This window comes from Shinella fusca, assembly GCF_014203155.1.
In the GTDB taxonomy this organism is placed as follows: domain Bacteria; phylum Pseudomonadota; class Alphaproteobacteria; order Rhizobiales; family Rhizobiaceae; genus Shinella; species Shinella fusca.
The window spans coordinates 1-16,214 of record NZ_JACHIK010000025.1; the positions used below are offsets into that span (position 1 = coordinate 1).

Consider the following 16,214-nt stretch of genomic DNA (forward strand, 5'->3'; position numbering starts at 1 on the left):
CCGCTCGTCCATTGAAAAATCGTCCTTCCAAATCAACGAGCAGAATCTCAAGCCCAAATCGCGCCGTTAAAAGGTGGGGTGTTCGTTGCGCTCACAATTGATCGAGAAGGTCGCAGACCTAGTATCCAGCTTGAGATCGGCATGGCTGAGGCGATTGATTGCGCCCTCCACATCGAAGCGAAAATTGTCGGTCGCATAAAGGCGGGCGCCGATTGCGCCCACGGCATGATCCGCAGAGTAGCCTTCCCACTTTGCCTGACCGTAGCCGGCGCGCCCGTAGACCGTTGCCTGGTCCATGAACCAGGCGCCCTCTACGCCTCCCAGATAGTCCTTGATCGTGCCGTCCAAGCTATAGCCGAGGTAATCGGCGCCGATCGAACTTGCCTGGACGAAGCCGCCGATGGCGAACTCGCGGTCTCGATAATAGGTGTGGCCGGCGCCGACGAGCTGGTTGACGCTGACGTCCTCGACGGTGGTTCTTGCATAGCCTCCGTCGAACTGGACGTTCAGTCCGCTTGGGCCTTCGATATTGATGGAACCTCGTAAGGCCCATGCGCGGCCGTCGACGTCATAGGGAGTGTCGAAAGCCTTGCTGAAGCTGCCTTCGACGTAACCCGAAAATCCGGAACCTGACGGCTCCAGCATGTCCGTTGTGTCGGCGGCATTGTCATAGGAGAAGACCGGGCTGCCGGCGATGATCGGCCCGTCCATATCGGCGGCGATTGCGGGACACGCCGCGACGATCATGAGAAGGCTTGAAAGGTATGTTGCTCTGATCACGACAGGAACTCCGTCTTGCCGCGGTCCTTAGCCGCGGCTGGTTTTGGTTGAAGGGGATTTCCCCGGTACAAACCCGTCGACGGTGACGACGCGGAACAGACAGGAGCCGAAATCGGGATTCGCAGATAAACCGTATAGTTGTACGAGTTTACAAATCGTTTCCAACTTCACTCCGTTCTCGAATCCTCAACCCGGATTGAAATACGGGTATGGACACGAAAACGCGCTTTGGATTGCGCCTGAAGGCGATCCGCAAGGAAAAGAAGCTGACGCAGGAGGAGCTGGCCACCCGGATTGGGCGCTCGGTCGATGCGGTGTCGAACATCGAGCGCGGCAGGAGCCTTCCGAACTTCGTGACAGTCGAGCAGTTGTCGCAGGCGCTTAATGTACCGCTCAAGACGCTGTTCGACTTCGACGAAGCACCGATCTCCAGGCGCAGGGCTCAGCTGGTCGAGGAATTGCAGTCCATCACTCGCGAGCTATCGGATGACACCCTCGAACTCGCTGTCGAGCAGATTAGGGTATTGGCCAGGAAAAGGACATCGGCGGGGTGAGATTAATGACAGCAATGGGGCCGTAAGCGGACTGACGGCTTTTGGCAGTGCGCCGACGGTAGCGGACATGTGGAATGCACGGTGCCAAACGGCTGATATGAGGCCGCAGACGGACTGTCCAGTACCGCCCAATCATTAGGTGGTAGGAACATGACAGGGACAATGGATGGGATGAATGCGAAGTATATGCCAAGCGCATTCGGGGACACCCAGAATACTGGAAGCGGCCCGCCTCGGATATGAGCAAGGTCGCGGTTGGTTGTCAAAACTCAAATGGCGCCGGCTGAAGCCGAACCGACAGGAGTCCCCATGAGTGCGACATCAGGCGAGTGGTGATGGCCGTTTATCACTACTCGCCAGGGCGAATCCAAAAACGGCGATGAGATAACGCGGCGACGCAGCTACTCCCGCTGACCAGGGGCATTCTGGCTACGCCTCTCCTTATGAGCCCGCTCCTCTTCTTTCCAATCAGCTGCGCTGAAGCTGTCCACGTTGAGCCTGCGCCCACCTGAAAAAGCCGACAACGTCTTCGAAATTTCCTCGAGGCGCCGAGCGACGTCATCGATCCCATAGACACGCCAGTTTCCAAAGCCAGCGACACTTTCGACCTGGAGTGTATCCTCGAAAGTGAAGGGCCGGCCATCGAGGCTCTCATACTTTATGGCAGCCTTGAACACCGCGGGCTGACCATCATGGAAGAGATTTGGACCGTAGCCGAGGTCAAATCTTAGAACTTCGTGGGGTCTAAGGAAGCTCAGATCGCGCAAAATCTTGATGTCGCCAAAATCGAATTTGGTGGGCCAATCGGTCACCTTGTCGACGGATGCTGAAACACCGGTTGCTGCAGCTGCTGACAGATTGGCAATGCAAAGTTGGACGATATTGCCGTGAATTTCATGGACTCTGAGGTAGGCAACGACCCTTGGCTCAGATGCCATCAGCCGGGTCTGTTGCGCTTCCTTAAGTAGCGCGCGAGTGGTCCATGCGTACCATCCCGTCACCAAAAGCAGCGCAACGGTGGCCAAACCGGTAATGGCGCCGGTATTTGTGTTCAAAAACTGCATCACTGACGCGGCCTGCTGCATTGGGTATTCCTCTCGCCCTCAACTTAATAAAGCCCCTCGAACGGATTTTCGTCGTCCTCTTCAGCTTCATCGTCGTCCCAATCGAGCGGCTCCGCCCGTTGCAGCGCTTCTCGAAGCCGGCGCAAACGCTCATTTTCCTGTCTTAGCCCCCGCAGAACCGACGTTACCGAAGAGTACCCGCGATCAATGTCCAGGAACCGAATTTTCTTGGAGTGCAAAAGCGAGAAGTATGGGTCCGACAATATGAAGGCGTCAGAGGCACCGGGAAGAAGGCCGGCACCGACCGCTTCATATGCATAGAGCCACATAGGCCCGCGCAAACCATCCTGGTTGAGCGAGGTGTCCCAGAGCCGGCGGTCTATGGCACCGTTGACAAGCCCCCGACGATCCAGCAACGCGACCAAGAGGGCGACGAACCCATTTTCCATCGCATAGAGCGGCTTGAGTTTCGCCGCAGACAATGGAAGGCGCAACCGCGCGGCCATGAACAGTAGCCAGATTATCTCTCCAGTCCTGTTGCCGCTGGCAAGAACGGGCAACCTGTTTTCGATAAATTCGATCAGCACGTCGCTCTGGACGTCGTGATGGGAGATCTGCCGCAACAGGCATACTTCCACCAGCAACGAGACCAGACTTGAATTTCTTCGATAAGCGCTGATCAGAGCAAATTGGAGAGGTTGCCAGCTGTCGACAGCGACCAACGCAGATCGTGCATTCTGTAGGCCAAATTTCTCGATGTTGAGGTCGGGGTGAGCGAGGCACAAGCGGCCAAGTTGATAGAGGAAATGCTCGATCTCACCGGCGTCAACAGCGCCCGCCGGTCCTGCAGGACGAGGAATGTAGGCGTGAGCCGCTCGTTGCCATCCCTTCGCCGGCCGAAGCGCCGTCGAGTGAATGGAGGATTTGTCGTTGTTGAGTTCGAGCTCAAAATGGGCAGCCGCTTGCCGCACTGCTGCAAGCATGGCTTCGCCAGTATGATCGGCGGGGCTGCTCAAAGTATAGTCATCGATGTACCGGGAGGCGTCACGTGCGCCCACACCCAGTTTCTTCTGGAGGATGTCATCGATCGCCGAGGCGACGACCTCTGCGATGAGCCGCGAGGTATCAGGTCCCACAGGTAGACCGATCGTCTGGCCATCTTGCGCATTACGACAAAGCAGGTCGATCAGGTTGCCATAGTGAATCGGCCTGCGATTCCTCTTGGCGAACGTTTTCCCATGGATCGCCCACGGGATAGCATGGGTGTAGATAGAATGGAAAAAGGCGTGAATATCTGCCGCAGCGTATTTTTCCCGCCTCGATGCCAGATTTATCCGAAAGTCGTCCAGGGCATCGATGGTCGGACGAACGAGTGCTCGCGGTCCGCTCCAGTCGAGCACCAGAGGTGAAAGGGAGATCAGGGACTGTCGCGCACTCTTGGTCAAATCGACGAAGTTGTCGGCAAGAACCCTCGACAAAAGCAGATGCGCGATAGGGTTCGGGACTGCATGTCGGCGATCGTTCTTCCCGAACCGCGGAAAATAGAACTGAGCCGGCTCTGAGATGAAGGTGTAATGGGCAGGATCACCTCGCCCGTTAGGAGGCATGGAATCTATGCTCGCCAGGGTCGATGCCCTGTACCGGGCCATGTCACTGGAAATGAAGCAAGGCGGCAATTCGGGGGCGAAGAAGCCATTTCCAACCAGCCGCTTGAGCCGCTCACTTTTTGTTCTCACAGACATCGAAAGCTCTTAAAATGAGTGAGGCTACCGGTGGGGAACGGCGGTGATGAGGCGCTATTAGCCATTTACCGGCCTCAGACTCCGCTTTTGACTTCATGTTTTCTGGCTATGTCGGTCGCCGTTTTATCGATGCCGGGATAAATGGTGCTCGACTTGATATTCAGCCGGTCGAGCTGGTCGAGAATGGAGCCTTTGTTCCGTACGACGACCCGCTGGACATTGAGTGAGCTGTGGCCGGTCTCCTCCAATATGGCGTCCTTGCCAAATAGTAGGAACGCGCCAGATTGCGCTTGTATGCGCTCATGCAAATTGCGTCCGCGCACGAACAAAATTCGCTGCAGGTCAGAGGGCAAGATACGCGCCGTGAAGTACGGTTTTTCCCTGCGGACAAAATTGAGCAACTTCTCCCCGGCAGTGGTCGAGGCGAACGTGGCAATGTCGGATTTTGTGTCCATCCTGTTCTTTTCGGCATCGGACATAAGGCAAAGGTTGGCGATACAACTCACTTTGTCAGAGTCATAAAACTGAACGTCCGACGATTTGGTTTTGAGCATGATCACTTCGCCATCGACCCCGGCGCCCGAACAGGCGAAATAAAGAGCCACCAATGGATTTGACGACACGTCCAGCAACCGGGTGGGCAGGCCAAAGTGTTGCATACGGACCAGACGATCCAGCATGTATGGGTCAGCTGCGAAATCATTGGCGTGTGCGGTTAGCAGTTCTCGTACCAGAATGTCTTCCTGCCGAAGATGCTTGAATTCCCCTGCCGGGTTAGTCCGGAACAATGAGGGTTCGAGCTTGTAGCTTCTGTTCGCATGCCCCCGATAGAATATCTCCTCGTCTGGACCTTTCGGCAGGCCCAGCACATGGCCAAGGAAATCCTCGACTGTATGGACGATAGGATACTCCGCGGCTGGCGGCGACGGTGGCGGCGGAATGACGGTCGGCGCTACGACGGGAGACGCCAGTCCAGCAGCCGTCAAAGCGCTAAACAAATCGGCATTTTTGATCGCCCAATGCGTCCGGGTAAGCTCGAAACGGCCAAGCTCAAACGCCGCTTCAATTGTTTTACGATCAGCGACAGGGATCGTGCCGTAGTCACGTTCGATTCTGAAGCGATAGGTCAGTGACCTGCCAGCGAGACCAACATCCCAGACACGCCCTATCCTGATCCGGATAATGTTCTGGCCTTGCTCGTTCCGGTCCAGTTCACTCATGAAAACGGCGGGCAGCTGTGACAGAAATTGGAGAGACGTATCCGAGACCGGCTTGAAAATCTGTGCCAGCGTTTCCTCGGTGTATTCGAGGAACCTCGACAGGTCGAATGTAGCCTCCATCTCTACGCCGATGGGCGCATTCCAGTCGCTATCTACGGCTGCCATTATCAAGTTGTACATTCGCCCCCCCGAATCCCCGTCAGATAACCTTCGTATAGGTAGCAGCCAGACAAATGCCAATACCTCGGGCCGCGCAAAAAGCTGATCGAAGTACATCGCGATGTTTGACTTTTTAGTTGTTCGCCTGGTGACTTCCCTGCCTGTTTCCTGACTCCCGGTTGAGCAGTGTGGAAGCTCAGGTCGTCAGGCAAGCAGGCTTGCCCTGACCTCGATCGTGATCTCGAATTGCACGGGTCACCGACAATGGTTCCTGCTTCATTGCCAAGGACACCGCGTCCTTGCTCCGTGACATCGGTATGGAACCATGCACGACGCCGGTGCGCAGCTCGCAGTCGAACGGCATGGCCGAGGCCTTCGTCAAAACCTTCAAGCGCGACTACGTCTCGGTAAACCCCACTCCGGACGCCGAAACCGTCATCGCGAACCTGCCGTTCTGGTTCGAGCATTACAACAATCTTCACCCGCACAGCGCCTTAGGATATAGATCGTCTCGCCACGGCCGAAGTGGCGCTCGTGCTGGCCGATCTCGATGCCGTTTTGCCGGATCACGATACGATCGGCATAAGCGTGGATCTCGGCCGGGCGGCCGACAGCAGTCGACAGCACAGAGTATTTGTTGTTGTCGAAACGAACGAGGCAGGTTTTGCCGATCGAGACCTGCGCGGCGTGGAAGCCGTCGAACCGCCCCGGATAAGCGACAAGCTGCGACCGCTCTTGCTCGAACACCTCCCAGATCGTGCGCTGCGGCTGGTCGACGTGCTTATGGGCGCGGGCGTAGCTGATACACTTGTCCAGCAGCCAGCCGTTCAGCTCGTCGTAGGATTTGAAGCGCAGCCGCGGTGTGAAGAAGCGCTCGCGCACCAGGTTCACCTGGTTCTCGACCTGACCCTTCTCCCAGCCGGACGCCGGCGTGCAGGCCACCGGCTCGACAAGGAAATGGCTGCACATCTGAAGGAAGCGGCGATTGTATTGCCGATCCTTGCCCACGAACACCGTCTCCACCGCCGTCTTGTTCGGCGGGCAATCGATTCACCGGATCGATTGCTTGTCCGCCTCACTATCGTAGATGCCGCGTGTGCACGCGCCGCCGAAGAAGGCAAACGCCCGATCATGGGCGTCGAATACCATCTCCTGCGTCTCGCGCGGATAGGCCCGCACATACATCATCCGGCTGTTGCACAGCCGGACATGGGCAACCTTCACCGTCGTCGTCACGCCGCCGAGCACGACAATCTCGTGGCTCCAGTCGAACTGGTAGGCCTCGCCCGGCGCATAGTAGAGCGGAACGTAGGCTTCCGCTGTCACGGCCCCGCGCTCCTTCGCCCAGGCCCGGGCGTAGCGCCGGACGGTATCGTAACCGCCCTCGTAACCCAGATCACGCAAATCCTCGAATATCCGGATCAGCGTCAGCCGTTCGCGCGACGGCTTGGCTTCATTGGCAAGAAGCAATCCGTCGAGCTGGTCGCGCCAGGGACCAAGCTTCGGCTGAGGCTGGCGAAGCCGTTCGTACTTGAACTCCGTCTCGTCGGAACGCAAAACCTTGCGCACCACCTTGCGCGATATGCCAAGCTCCCGGCAGATCGCCTTGATCGACTTGCCCTGCACATGGGCAAGGCGGCGTATCTTTGAAATCGTCTCCACGACAAGCATCCAAATAAAAAGCCTCCGATAAAACCGGAGGCTGTTGTAACCCCTGCGCGAATGGGGGTCCCGTTTCGATGCCGATCACCCCATTTGCGGGGTCCTTATTCCATGCCTAATCACATCCACCAAAGCAGTGGCATATCCCTAGCTCCGTGAAGACGTGCACTTTTTTGTCTTGGTCAAGGCACTTTGCACGGCTATGTAATGGCAGTGAAGTGATCGGGGGCAGGATGGCATATGGGTATGACATGGCTGGTGCAGCAAGACGACACCTCATGACTGCGCAGAAGCTCTATGATGAACAGCAGCCAGGGAAGAAGCCAGGTTGTCGGGCGGTCTCCGGCTACCTATTCGGACTAGCGGGAGAACTCGCGCTGAAGCACATGATGTCGCGTAGCGGAATGAAGCCGAACCCGAACGACAAACGGAATGACCCATTCTATGCTCACTTCCCAAGCCTGCGCACCATGGTTGCGGATATGGCCCATGGTCGTTTGCAGGGAGCGCTGAGACGGATTTCGGAATCCGGTGTCTTCGAGAACTGGAGCACAGATATGCGATACGCACCGACAGGCCAAATTCATGATGCATGGGTGGATAAATGGAAAGCTCAGGCGACCGACCTCGTCGACAAGTTGGGCGATTTATGAGCGAGACCCCGTTTTTCGATGAAGCGCTTCTGATGATCGCCGAGCAGATATCGGCTCACTGGGGGCCGGATGCTCTTCTAAACGGAGTTATCGTCAGGGATAGCGTGGGTCACCTGAAGTTCGTGGCTGCGAATGATGCAGAATCTGCCGAGGACCCACAGACGCTGCTCAAGGCATTGCAAGAGGTCCTTGGTCCGTACGCTCGCGCAGATGGCGTTTTAGCGTTCGCTGACGAGCCGGGGGCAGCGCGATTGCTTGCGGCGAAAGACCGGCTGTTTGTCGATGAAGGCGGATATAAATTCTGGCTGATCGACAGACGCATCGTTGGCGCAGCTTGGCTATCGGAGCCGGTGTCGACCGTTGCTGTGCCGTCTAGAGTGGTCTTCGCCAGTTTAAAGGGGGGCGTTGGCCGTTCTACTGCACTAACCGTCACCGCCGCAGATCTTGCAGCACGGGGGAGAAACGTCCTTGTCGTTGATCTCGACTTGGAAGCTCCTGGCCTTGGGGAACTTCTGCTGTCCGACGACCGGGCCCCAGAGTTCGGAGTTGCGGACTACTTGGTCGAAAATGGAATCGGCGGAGTTACAGACCAAGAACTTCACCGATTTATCGGAACGAGCACTCTCACCTCATCGGGCGGTGGGCGCGTCGATGTACTACCCGCGCTAGGGAGCAGCTCTGTCAAATACCCTGCCAACGTTCTGGCTAAGTTGTCACGTGCAATGACCGATGATGTGGATGAGATGGGAAACGTCGCGACTGTCGGGTCGCAAATATCTCAAATGATCGAGCGAATGACAGGCCTTGAGTCCTATGACGTTGTGCTGATCGACAGTCGGGCCGGACTGGCTGAGCTTGCTGCACCGGCTGTCCTGAGTTTGGGCGCCTTGGTTTTGTTCTTTGGAACTGCCCAGCAGCAAACAATCAGAGGGTATCGCTCGCTCTTTGCTGCGTTGCGCCTTTTGGCGCAGCGGTCGGTGCAACTAGGCCAATCCTCGGATTGGCGCCTTATGATCCGGCCGGTCTATGCAAAAGCCAGTATGAACGGCGAAACGGCAGCCTCCAACGCAGACAATCTGTACGAACTGTTCGCCGAGAACCTGTATGACGATATCGATGAGGAAGGACAGGTGGCAGAGGCTATCAATTTCGCTCCCGATGATCCCGATGCGCCCCACCATCCGTTGGTCATTCCTTTTGATAGTCGATTCCTAGACTTTGACCCCGCCCAGCGCGGGGGCCAGTTGCTAGGTGCTTTCTTCGAGCAGACCTACAGGCCATTCCTCGATAAGCTATACTCGGCACTGGAAATCCTGCCTGGCCAAGATCGGACGGCGTCGACATGAAAGCTCGCGACAACAACGAGATGCAGGTTCTGAGGGAGACCATGGCCTCCTTTAGCCCGGCCAGTAAGGTGGAGCCCAACGAACCAGTAGGACCCGATCGTGTATTCACACCCGAAAGCCATCGATCTGTGCTGGATCTGGGCCGGCAGTTGGTTGTCGGCAACCGAGGTATGGGGAAGAGCTTGTGGACCCATGCATTGACCGACACGGCGGTTCGTAGTCGCGTCGCAGATATCTACGGCCAGCCGCAACTGAAAAAGAGCAAAGTCGTAATTGGCTTCAACGGCGCAGAGAAGACCGATCCCATCGCGCCTACTCCGGACAGCATAGAGCGTGCCCTTGGCGGTGGATACACCGCCGAAGATATCTGGCGTGCAGTGATATTCAGGGCCGTGCAAGAAATTCGTTCGGCAGTCGAACCGCTGCAGTTTGACAAGACACTTGCAAAACTGAAGAAAAGCCCCGGAGAATTCGAAGACGCGCTGTCGTCTGTCGACGATGATCTCGCAAAGAAGGGCACAGGCGTGCTCATCCTCTTCGACGCACTGGATCGCCTCCCTGGAGACTGGCAGCGCATTCGACAGCTCACTACGGCGCTGCTGCGCCGTGCCGTAGGCCTGAAGTCATTCAAGTCGATCCGAACGAAGATCTTTATCCGACCCGACCAGTTCTCGGATCGAAGCATTTTCCAGTTTCCCGACGGATCCAAGATTCTGAACGATCACGTCGACCTCAGCTGGCAACCTCATGAGCTGTTCGGGTTGTTATTCTTCGAAATCATGCGTGGCCCCGCGGGAAAGACTGCGCTCACTTCCGTAGCGAGAAGGATCAATGCATCGGACGCGTTAGGCCCAATGGCGAAGCAAAGCAGCGGGGCACTGGAGGACCAAAGGAACCTAATCAAAGAGATAGCTGGACCATATATGGGTACCGACGCGAGACGAGGCAGAGTCTATACTTGGGTGCCCCTGCACCTCAGCGATGCCAGAAATGCCTGTTCGCCCCGAACATTCTTGACAGCCTGGCAGAAGGCGTCCGAACACAAACCTGTTCCGAGTGACAGAGCGGTGGATCATCTGGGCCTGATCGAAGGCGTCCGTAAGGCTTCCAGTACTCGGTTGGCAGAATTGCGTGAGGATTATCGGTGGATCGATAGTGCTCTAGCTGCACTCAAGGGTCAATTCGTTCCGATTGAGCGCCGCGAGTTGCTTCGTATTTGGGAGGACTCAGAAGTTGTGCAGGGGATTCTGGGGGAAGCAAGAGCGGGTCACTGGCTCGCGCCCGTGCAACTGGCCGATGAAAAGAACACTGAGGCGCTGCTCGATGCTATGAACAGCATTGCGGTTACTGAGGAACGCGCAAACGGAAAGATTAATGTGCCTGACATTTTCAGAGTCGAAGCCGGCATCAAGCGAAAGGGTGGTGTGGCTGTTCCAAGGCGTACATAGGATGGCTGTCGGGCTGATGTGATCGATACGTGATTCATTGAGTGTCTGCTTCCAGGATGAGTTGCCGACGGGTGGCCATGGCCGAAATGCGGTGGAAATTTGCTGATCCGTCTCAGCAATGCGAATGGCAGCTATAGCCCACAGGCGAACAGAAGCCGCCAGTCCACTCCCGGCCCTTTTGGTCATTCAATGAGATACGTCTTCCGGCTCCAGATCATGTAAGAGGCCATCTGTTACGGCCCCAAAGTGACATCTCAAGGCTGTCATTGCGACTACCGTTCTGGCTCAAGCACAGCAACACTCTCCATCCCCACAGGTCTTTGGCAGGGCCGCTCCTCGTATGAGATTTTGTGACTGAAATTTAAATCTAAAATTTCTGGACTTCGGAAGATGCATTTTAACATGAGCCAGAGGATGTGTTATTAAGTAAATCGTAGTTTTCAGGGTCAGACCAATTCTCATTGTCCTCGATCGCTCGATCGATAGGTGATATCATTTCTTCATCGGCTTCGTGGTCAATCAGGAAGTCTTTTATTCGTGCCAGTTGCTCTCTCATCCATGCGACCAGTTCGGCGTCCTCGATATGTTCGAGAGTGAGTGTCGTGTTTTTGGCGGTCATCGCTTTACCATCCAACTTGTTATAGGATTCGATTAATTGTTGGCGCATTCCAGCGCTTGCTGAGCACTCAGACGAAGCATCTCAGGGGTGTTCGATTACAGCGGTTGTCAGCCCCCGCAACCAACATTCACAGCAAGCCCCGCAGCCAAAAAGCCGCGGGGCTTGTTGCGTTTAAGGGCGCAAGAAACAAAGCCTCGATCTCGCGGAGGTCGCATCGCTTCTGGCGCAGGATCACGGCGCGTCGGTGGGTGGGGGGCTGGCGTACATGCCGGTGGTGCGGAACTCGGTCGGGCTTGCGCCGAAATGGCGGCGGAAGACCTTGGCGAAGTAGTTCGGGTCCTCGAAGCCGGCCATGCTGGAAACCTCCTTGACGGAAAGATTGGCGGCGCGCGTCAGGAGCTTGGTGGCGCGCTGCAGGCGCTTGCGCAGGACGAACTCGGCCGGCGGCACGCCTTCGTGCGCGGCGAAGACGCGCGAGAAGTGGGACCGGCTGAAGCCGGAGACCCGCGCCAGTTCCTCGACCGGCAGGGGCTTGTCCAGGTTGGCGTCGATGTGGCTGATGACCTGCTGCATCGCCCTGTATTCCTCGCCCGCCGTAGGGTGGGAGCCGAAGACGTCGTCGTAGAGCGCCATCGCCGCCTCGTAGGCGATGGCTGAAGCCTGCCCCGGCGCTTCTCCACCGCCGGAGACGAGGCGCCGGCTGCAGTCGGCCAGATGCTCCACCGTTTCCGGCTGGAGCTTCAGGATCGGGCCGGTCATCGACAGGATGGCGCGGTGGATGCGCAGCGCTTCCTCGCCGTTCATCGAGATCCAGAAGAATTCCCAGTGGCCGCCTTCCTCCAGCCAGTAGCGATGATTGTGCGGGACCAGCAGCAGCAGCGTGTCGTCCGGGCGCACCCGGTAGATCCGGTTCTCGTAGCGCAGGTTTCCCGCCCCGCTCAGGGTGTGCTGGACGACGGTGAAAGGTGTCTGGCCGCGCTTGCGGCCGTCCCAGTCGTAGCTCGTGTCGTTGCGCACCTCATAGCCCGTGCTGGTCGGCATCGTGTGCAGCCGGTGACGGCCGCGCGGCAGCGACACCGTCTTCATCACCGGGCCGCCGGCAATGAGGTTCTGGAGCATAGAATTACCCATGAAAGCACAATCCCTCTCTATGATCTCATCCGGCGATCCGCATAATGCCGACTTGAGAGGAAGTTTTTCCGGATTTCAAGAGGGTTGACGAGCAACTGCGCGAGCAGCCCGTTTCGGCTGGCAAACGGCGCATGCGCTCGATTTTACCCATTCAGGCAGCCGGGACCCATTCGGACGAGGATAGCATGAGCAGGTTCAAGATCGCCATCATCGGCGCGGGCAGCGTCGGCTTCACCAAGAAGCTCTTCACGGACATCCTGTCCGTGCCGGAATTCGCCGATATCGAGGTCGCCCTGACCGATCTCAGCGAGCATAACCTGACGATGATCCGCACGATCCTGGAGAAGATCGTCGAGGCGAACGGCCTGCCGACGCGCATCACCGCCACCACGGAACGCCGCAAGGCGCTGGAGGGCGCGCGCTACGTCATCAGCTGCGTGCGGGTCGGGGGCCTCGAAGCCTATGCGGACGACATCCGCATCCCGCTGAAATACGGCGTCGACCAGTGCGTCGGCGATACGATCTGCGCCGGCGGCATCCTCTACGGCCAGCGCAACATCCCGGTCATCCTCGATTTCTGCAAGGATATCCGCGAGGTCGCCGAGCCGGGCGCGAAATTCCTCAACTACGCCAATCCCATGGCCATGAACACCTGGGCCGCCATCGAATACGGCAAGGTCGATACGGTGGGCCTGTGCCACGGCGTCCAGCACGGCGGCGAGCAGATCGCGGAAATCCTCGGCGCGGGCGAGGGGGAGCTCGACTATATCTGCTCGGGCATCAATCACCAGACCTGGTTCGTCGACCTCCGCCTCAGGGGCCGCAAGGTCGGCAAGGACGAGCTCGTCGCCGCCTTCGAGGCCCATCCGGTCTTCTCGCAGCAGGAGAAGCTGCGCATCGACGTGCTCAAGCGCTTCGGTGTCTATTCCACCGAGAGCAACGGCCATCTTTCCGAATATCTGCCCTGGTATCGCAAGCGGCCGGAGGAGACGCAGCGCTGGATCGACATGTCGGACTGGATCCACGGCGAGACCGGCGGGTACCTGCGCTATTCCACCGAGACCCGCAACTGGTTCGAGAGCGACTATCCCGAGCTGCTCAAGGCGGCCGGAAAGCCGATCGATCCGAAGCGCCGCTCCAACGAGCATGCGAGCCACATCCTCGAAGCGCTGGAGACGGGCCGGGTCTATCGCGGGCATTTCAACGTCAAGAACAACGGCGTCATCACCAACCTGCCGGCCGATGCGATCATCGAATCGCCCGGCTTCGTCGACCGTTTCGGCATCAACATGGTGGCGGGCATCACGCTGCCGGAGGCCTGTGCGGCGACCTGCATCTCCTCGATCAACGTGCAGCGCATGTCCGTGCACGCGGCGATCTCGGGCGATATCGACCTCCTGAAGCTCGCCGTGCTGCACGATCCGCTGGTGGGCGCGATCTGCACGCCGGAGGAAGTCTGGCAGATGGTGGACGAAATGGTGGTCGCGCAGGCCGCCTGGCTGCCCCAGTATGCCCATGCCGTCGCGGGCGCGAAGGAGCGCCTTGCCCGCGGCACCGTCAGGACGCGCGAGTGGAAGGGCGCGGCGAGCCGCGAGGTCCGCTCCCTGGAGGAAGTGCGCGCCGAACGCGAAGCGATGAGGCTGCGCGCGGCGGGCTGAGGGAGCCTGCCGCGGATTTCGGAGGAAACGGCCGCCCGTGGAGGAGCGGCCGGAAACAAGAGGGAGAACAGCGACAATGACATTCATCCGTTCCTTGCGGAGCGCCGTGCTCATGCTGGGCGTCTCGGCGCTCGCCATGCCGGCGGGCGCCGCCGATCCCGTGGTCGTGCCGGAGCAGCCGGTCTTTCCGGCCCAGGGCAAGATCACCTATGTCCCCCGGACCTCGATCCTGGAATACAAGGCGCTTTCCGCCTATCAGGAGCCGGACTGGGTGACGGAGAAGTTCGTCAAGACCGGCAAGCTGCCGCCGGTCGGCGAGCGCCTTCCCAAGGAGCCGCTGGTCTACAAGACCGGCAACATGCCGGACGGCACCGGCGTCTACGGCGACACGATCCGCCATGTCATCGGCGGCCGGCCGGAGGGCTGGAACTACAGCGCCGGCCAGTCGCAGGGCTGGGGCGGCATCGACATCGGCATGTTCGAGTGCCTGACGCGCACCGCGCCGCTCTTCCAGGTCGAGGCGAACGACATGGAGCCGCTGCCCAATCTTGCGAAGAGCTGGAAATGGTCCGAGGACGGCCACAAGCTGACGATGAAGCTGATCGAGGGCGCCAAGTGGTCCGACGGCGACCCCTTCGACGCCGAGGACGTGATGTTCTACTGGGAGGACAACGTCCTCGACCCGAACGTCACGCCGCTGAACGGCGCGACGCCCGAGACCTTCGGCGTGGGCACGACGCTCAAGGCGCTCGATCCCTACACGATCGAGTGGACCTTCAAGGAAGCCTTCCCGCGCCAGTATCTGTTCGCCATGGCCTACGGCACCTTCTGCCCCGGCCCCTCGCACATCCTCAAGACGAAGCATCCGAAATATGCCGGCACGACCTATGACCAGTACAAGAACGCCTTCCCGCCGGAATACCTGAATTTCCCCGTCATGGGCGCCTGGGTGCCGGTCGCCTACCGCTCGGACGATATCGTGGTGCTCCGCCGCAACCCCTATTACTGGAAGGTGGACGAGGAGGGCAGGCAGCTGCCTTATCTCAACGAGGCGCACTACAAGCTCTCCACCTGGGCGGACCGCGACGTGCAGGCCATCGCCGGCTCGGGCGACATCTCCAACCTGGAGCAGCCGGAGAATTTCGTGGAGGCGCTGAAGCGCGCCGCCGAGGACACCGCGCCCGCGCGTCTCGCCTTCGGCCCGCGCGTCATCGGCTACAACCTGCACCTCAATTTCTCAGCCAACGGCTGGGGCGAGCCGGACGAGCGCGGCGAGGCCGTGCGCCAGCTCAACCGCAACCTCGATTTCCGCAAGGCCGTCACCATGGCGATCGACCGGCAGAAGCTGGGCGATTCGCTGGTCAAGGGGCCGTTCACGGCGATCTATCCGGGCGGGCTCTCCTCCGGCACCAGCTTCTACGACCGCCAGTCCACCATGTATTATCCCTATGACCTCGACGAGGCCAAGGCGCTCCTCAAGAAGGCGGGCCTCGTCGATACCGACGGCGACGGCTTCGTGAACTTCCCGGCCGGCACGGCCGGCGGCGGCGACGTGCAGATCGTCCTGCTCATCACCGGCGAATACGGCACCGACCGCAACCTCGGCGAAGGCGTCGTCGGCCAGATGGAGCGGCTCGGCCTCAAGGTCGTGCTCAACACGCTGGACGGCCCGAAGCGCGATGCGGCGCACTACGGCGGGCGCTTCGACTGGTCGATCCGCCGCAACGAGCAGGACCTCACCTCGGTCGTGCAGAACACGCCGCAGCTTGCCGCGACGGGTCCGCGCACGAGCTGGCACCACCGCGCCGGCACGGACGGCACGCTCGATCTCATGCCGTTCGAGCAGGAGCTTGTCGACATCGTCAACAAGTTCATCGCCAGCAACGACAGTGCCGAGCGGGCGGACCTCATGAAGCAGTACCAGAAGGTGGCGACCACCAACCTGGACTCGATCGGCCTCACCGAATATCCGGGCGCGCTCATCGTCAACAAGCGCTTCTCGAACATTCCGCAGGGCACGCCGATCTTCATGTTCAACTGGGCCGAGGATTCGATCATGCGCGAGCGGCTCTACGTCGCCGCCGACAAGCAGGGCGACTACGAGCTCTATCCCGAGCAGTTGCCGGGCAAGCCGGGCGACGGCGGCCCGGCCGAGTAAGCCGACCCATCCGCATCCGG

The 16,214-nt window shown here is 59.0% G+C and carries 12 protein-coding genes and 2 pseudogenes; 7 read left to right on the top strand and 7 right to left on the bottom strand.

What is annotated here, in order from left to right; translation table 11 throughout:
* Nucleotides 1–66 precede the first annotated feature (66 nt).
* The gene (locus HNQ66_RS21965) at nucleotides 67–747 is read right to left on the bottom strand and encodes a hypothetical protein (protein ID WP_184146799.1); all 681 of its coding nucleotides are present in this window, start codon (nucleotides 745–747) and stop codon (nucleotides 67–69) included.
* 242 nt (nucleotides 748–989) lie between these two features.
* Here HNQ66_RS21965 and HNQ66_RS21970 point away from each other — a divergent pair, with 242 nt between their 5' ends.
* A complete protein-coding gene (locus tag HNQ66_RS21970; protein WP_184146801.1) occupies nucleotides 990–1,334 on the top strand; it encodes a helix-turn-helix domain-containing protein in 345 nt (114 codons plus the stop codon).
* Nucleotides 1,335–1,735: 401 nt separating this feature from the next.
* Here the strand turns inward: HNQ66_RS21970 and HNQ66_RS21975 are convergent, their stop codons facing one another.
* The 3 genes from HNQ66_RS21975 to HNQ66_RS21985 all read right to left on the bottom strand — a co-directional run bounded on the left by HNQ66_RS21975 (nucleotide 1,736) and on the right by HNQ66_RS21985 (nucleotide 5,540).
* Nucleotides 1,736–2,419: a hypothetical protein gene (locus HNQ66_RS21975; RefSeq protein ID WP_184146803.1), complete on the bottom strand. Its 684-nt coding sequence runs from the start codon at nucleotides 2,417–2,419 to the stop codon at nucleotides 1,736–1,738.
* A 23-nt stretch (nucleotides 2,420–2,442) separates the two neighbouring features.
* Nucleotides 2,443–4,140: an RNA-directed DNA polymerase gene (locus HNQ66_RS21980; protein ID WP_184146806.1), complete on the bottom strand. Its 1,698-nt coding sequence runs from the start codon at nucleotides 4,138–4,140 to the stop codon at nucleotides 2,443–2,445.
* A gap of 74 nt (nucleotides 4,141–4,214) precedes the next feature.
* On the bottom strand, nucleotides 4,215–5,540 hold the full coding sequence (locus HNQ66_RS21985; RefSeq protein WP_246434377.1) for an FRG domain-containing protein: 1,326 nt from the start codon (nucleotides 5,538–5,540) through the stop codon (nucleotides 4,215–4,217).
* Between the two features lie 233 nt (nucleotides 5,541–5,773).
* Between HNQ66_RS21985 and HNQ66_RS21990 the strand changes: the two are divergent.
* A pseudogene (locus HNQ66_RS21990) lies at nucleotides 5,774–6,034 on the top strand (integrase core domain-containing protein); the annotation flags it as partial.
* Here HNQ66_RS21990 and istA read toward each other — a convergent pair.
* Nucleotides 6,021–7,190 (bottom strand): annotated as a pseudogene (gene istA, locus HNQ66_RS21995) (IS21 family transposase); the annotation flags it as partial. The pseudogenes HNQ66_RS21990 and istA sit on opposite strands and share 14 nt — an antisense overlap.
* Before the next feature lie 269 nt (nucleotides 7,191–7,459).
* On the opposite strand from istA, the gene HNQ66_RS22000 reads away from it, so the two are divergent.
* Genes HNQ66_RS22000 through HNQ66_RS22010 form a run of 3 tightly spaced genes read left to right on the top strand, consistent with a single transcriptional unit; the run spans nucleotide 7,460 to nucleotide 10,628 of the window.
* A complete protein-coding gene (locus tag HNQ66_RS22000; RefSeq protein ID WP_184146808.1) occupies nucleotides 7,460–7,834 on the top strand; it encodes a hypothetical protein in 375 nt (124 codons plus the stop codon).
* Nucleotides 7,831–9,180 carry a KGGVGR-motif variant AAA ATPase gene (locus HNQ66_RS22005; protein WP_184146810.1) on the top strand — a complete coding sequence of 450 codons (1,350 nt, stop codon included), beginning with the start codon at nucleotides 7,831–7,833 and terminating at the stop codon, nucleotides 9,178–9,180. The genes HNQ66_RS22000 and HNQ66_RS22005 overlap by 4 nt, the downstream gene beginning before the upstream one ends.
* Nucleotides 9,177–10,628 (top strand): hypothetical protein, encoded by a 1,452-nt coding sequence (locus HNQ66_RS22010; RefSeq protein ID WP_184146812.1) that lies wholly within the window; start codon nucleotides 9,177–9,179, stop codon nucleotides 10,626–10,628. The genes HNQ66_RS22005 and HNQ66_RS22010 overlap by 4 nt, the downstream gene beginning before the upstream one ends.
* Before the next feature lie 397 nt (nucleotides 10,629–11,025).
* On the opposite strand, the gene HNQ66_RS22015 is transcribed toward HNQ66_RS22010, so the two are convergent.
* On the bottom strand, nucleotides 11,026–11,247 hold the full coding sequence (locus HNQ66_RS22015) for a hypothetical protein (protein WP_184146814.1): 222 nt from the start codon (nucleotides 11,245–11,247) through the stop codon (nucleotides 11,026–11,028).
* A 231-nt stretch (nucleotides 11,248–11,478) separates the two neighbouring features.
* Complete coding sequence (locus tag HNQ66_RS22020; protein ID WP_184146816.1) at nucleotides 11,479–12,378, bottom strand: AraC family transcriptional regulator; 900 nt, start codon at nucleotides 12,376–12,378, stop codon at nucleotides 11,479–11,481.
* A gap of 185 nt (nucleotides 12,379–12,563) precedes the next feature.
* Here HNQ66_RS22020 and melA point away from each other — a divergent pair, with 185 nt between their 5' ends.
* Both melA and HNQ66_RS22030 read left to right on the top strand, forming a co-directional pair.
* On the top strand, nucleotides 12,564–14,036 hold the full coding sequence (melA, locus tag HNQ66_RS22025; protein WP_184146818.1) for an alpha-glucosidase/alpha-galactosidase: 1,473 nt from the start codon (nucleotides 12,564–12,566) through the stop codon (nucleotides 14,034–14,036).
* Nucleotides 14,037–14,112: 76 nt separating this feature from the next.
* The gene (locus HNQ66_RS22030; RefSeq protein WP_184146820.1) at nucleotides 14,113–16,194 is read left to right on the top strand and encodes an ABC transporter substrate-binding protein; all 2,082 of its coding nucleotides are present in this window, start codon (nucleotides 14,113–14,115) and stop codon (nucleotides 16,192–16,194) included.
* Nucleotides 16,195–16,214: the final 20 nt, after the last annotated feature.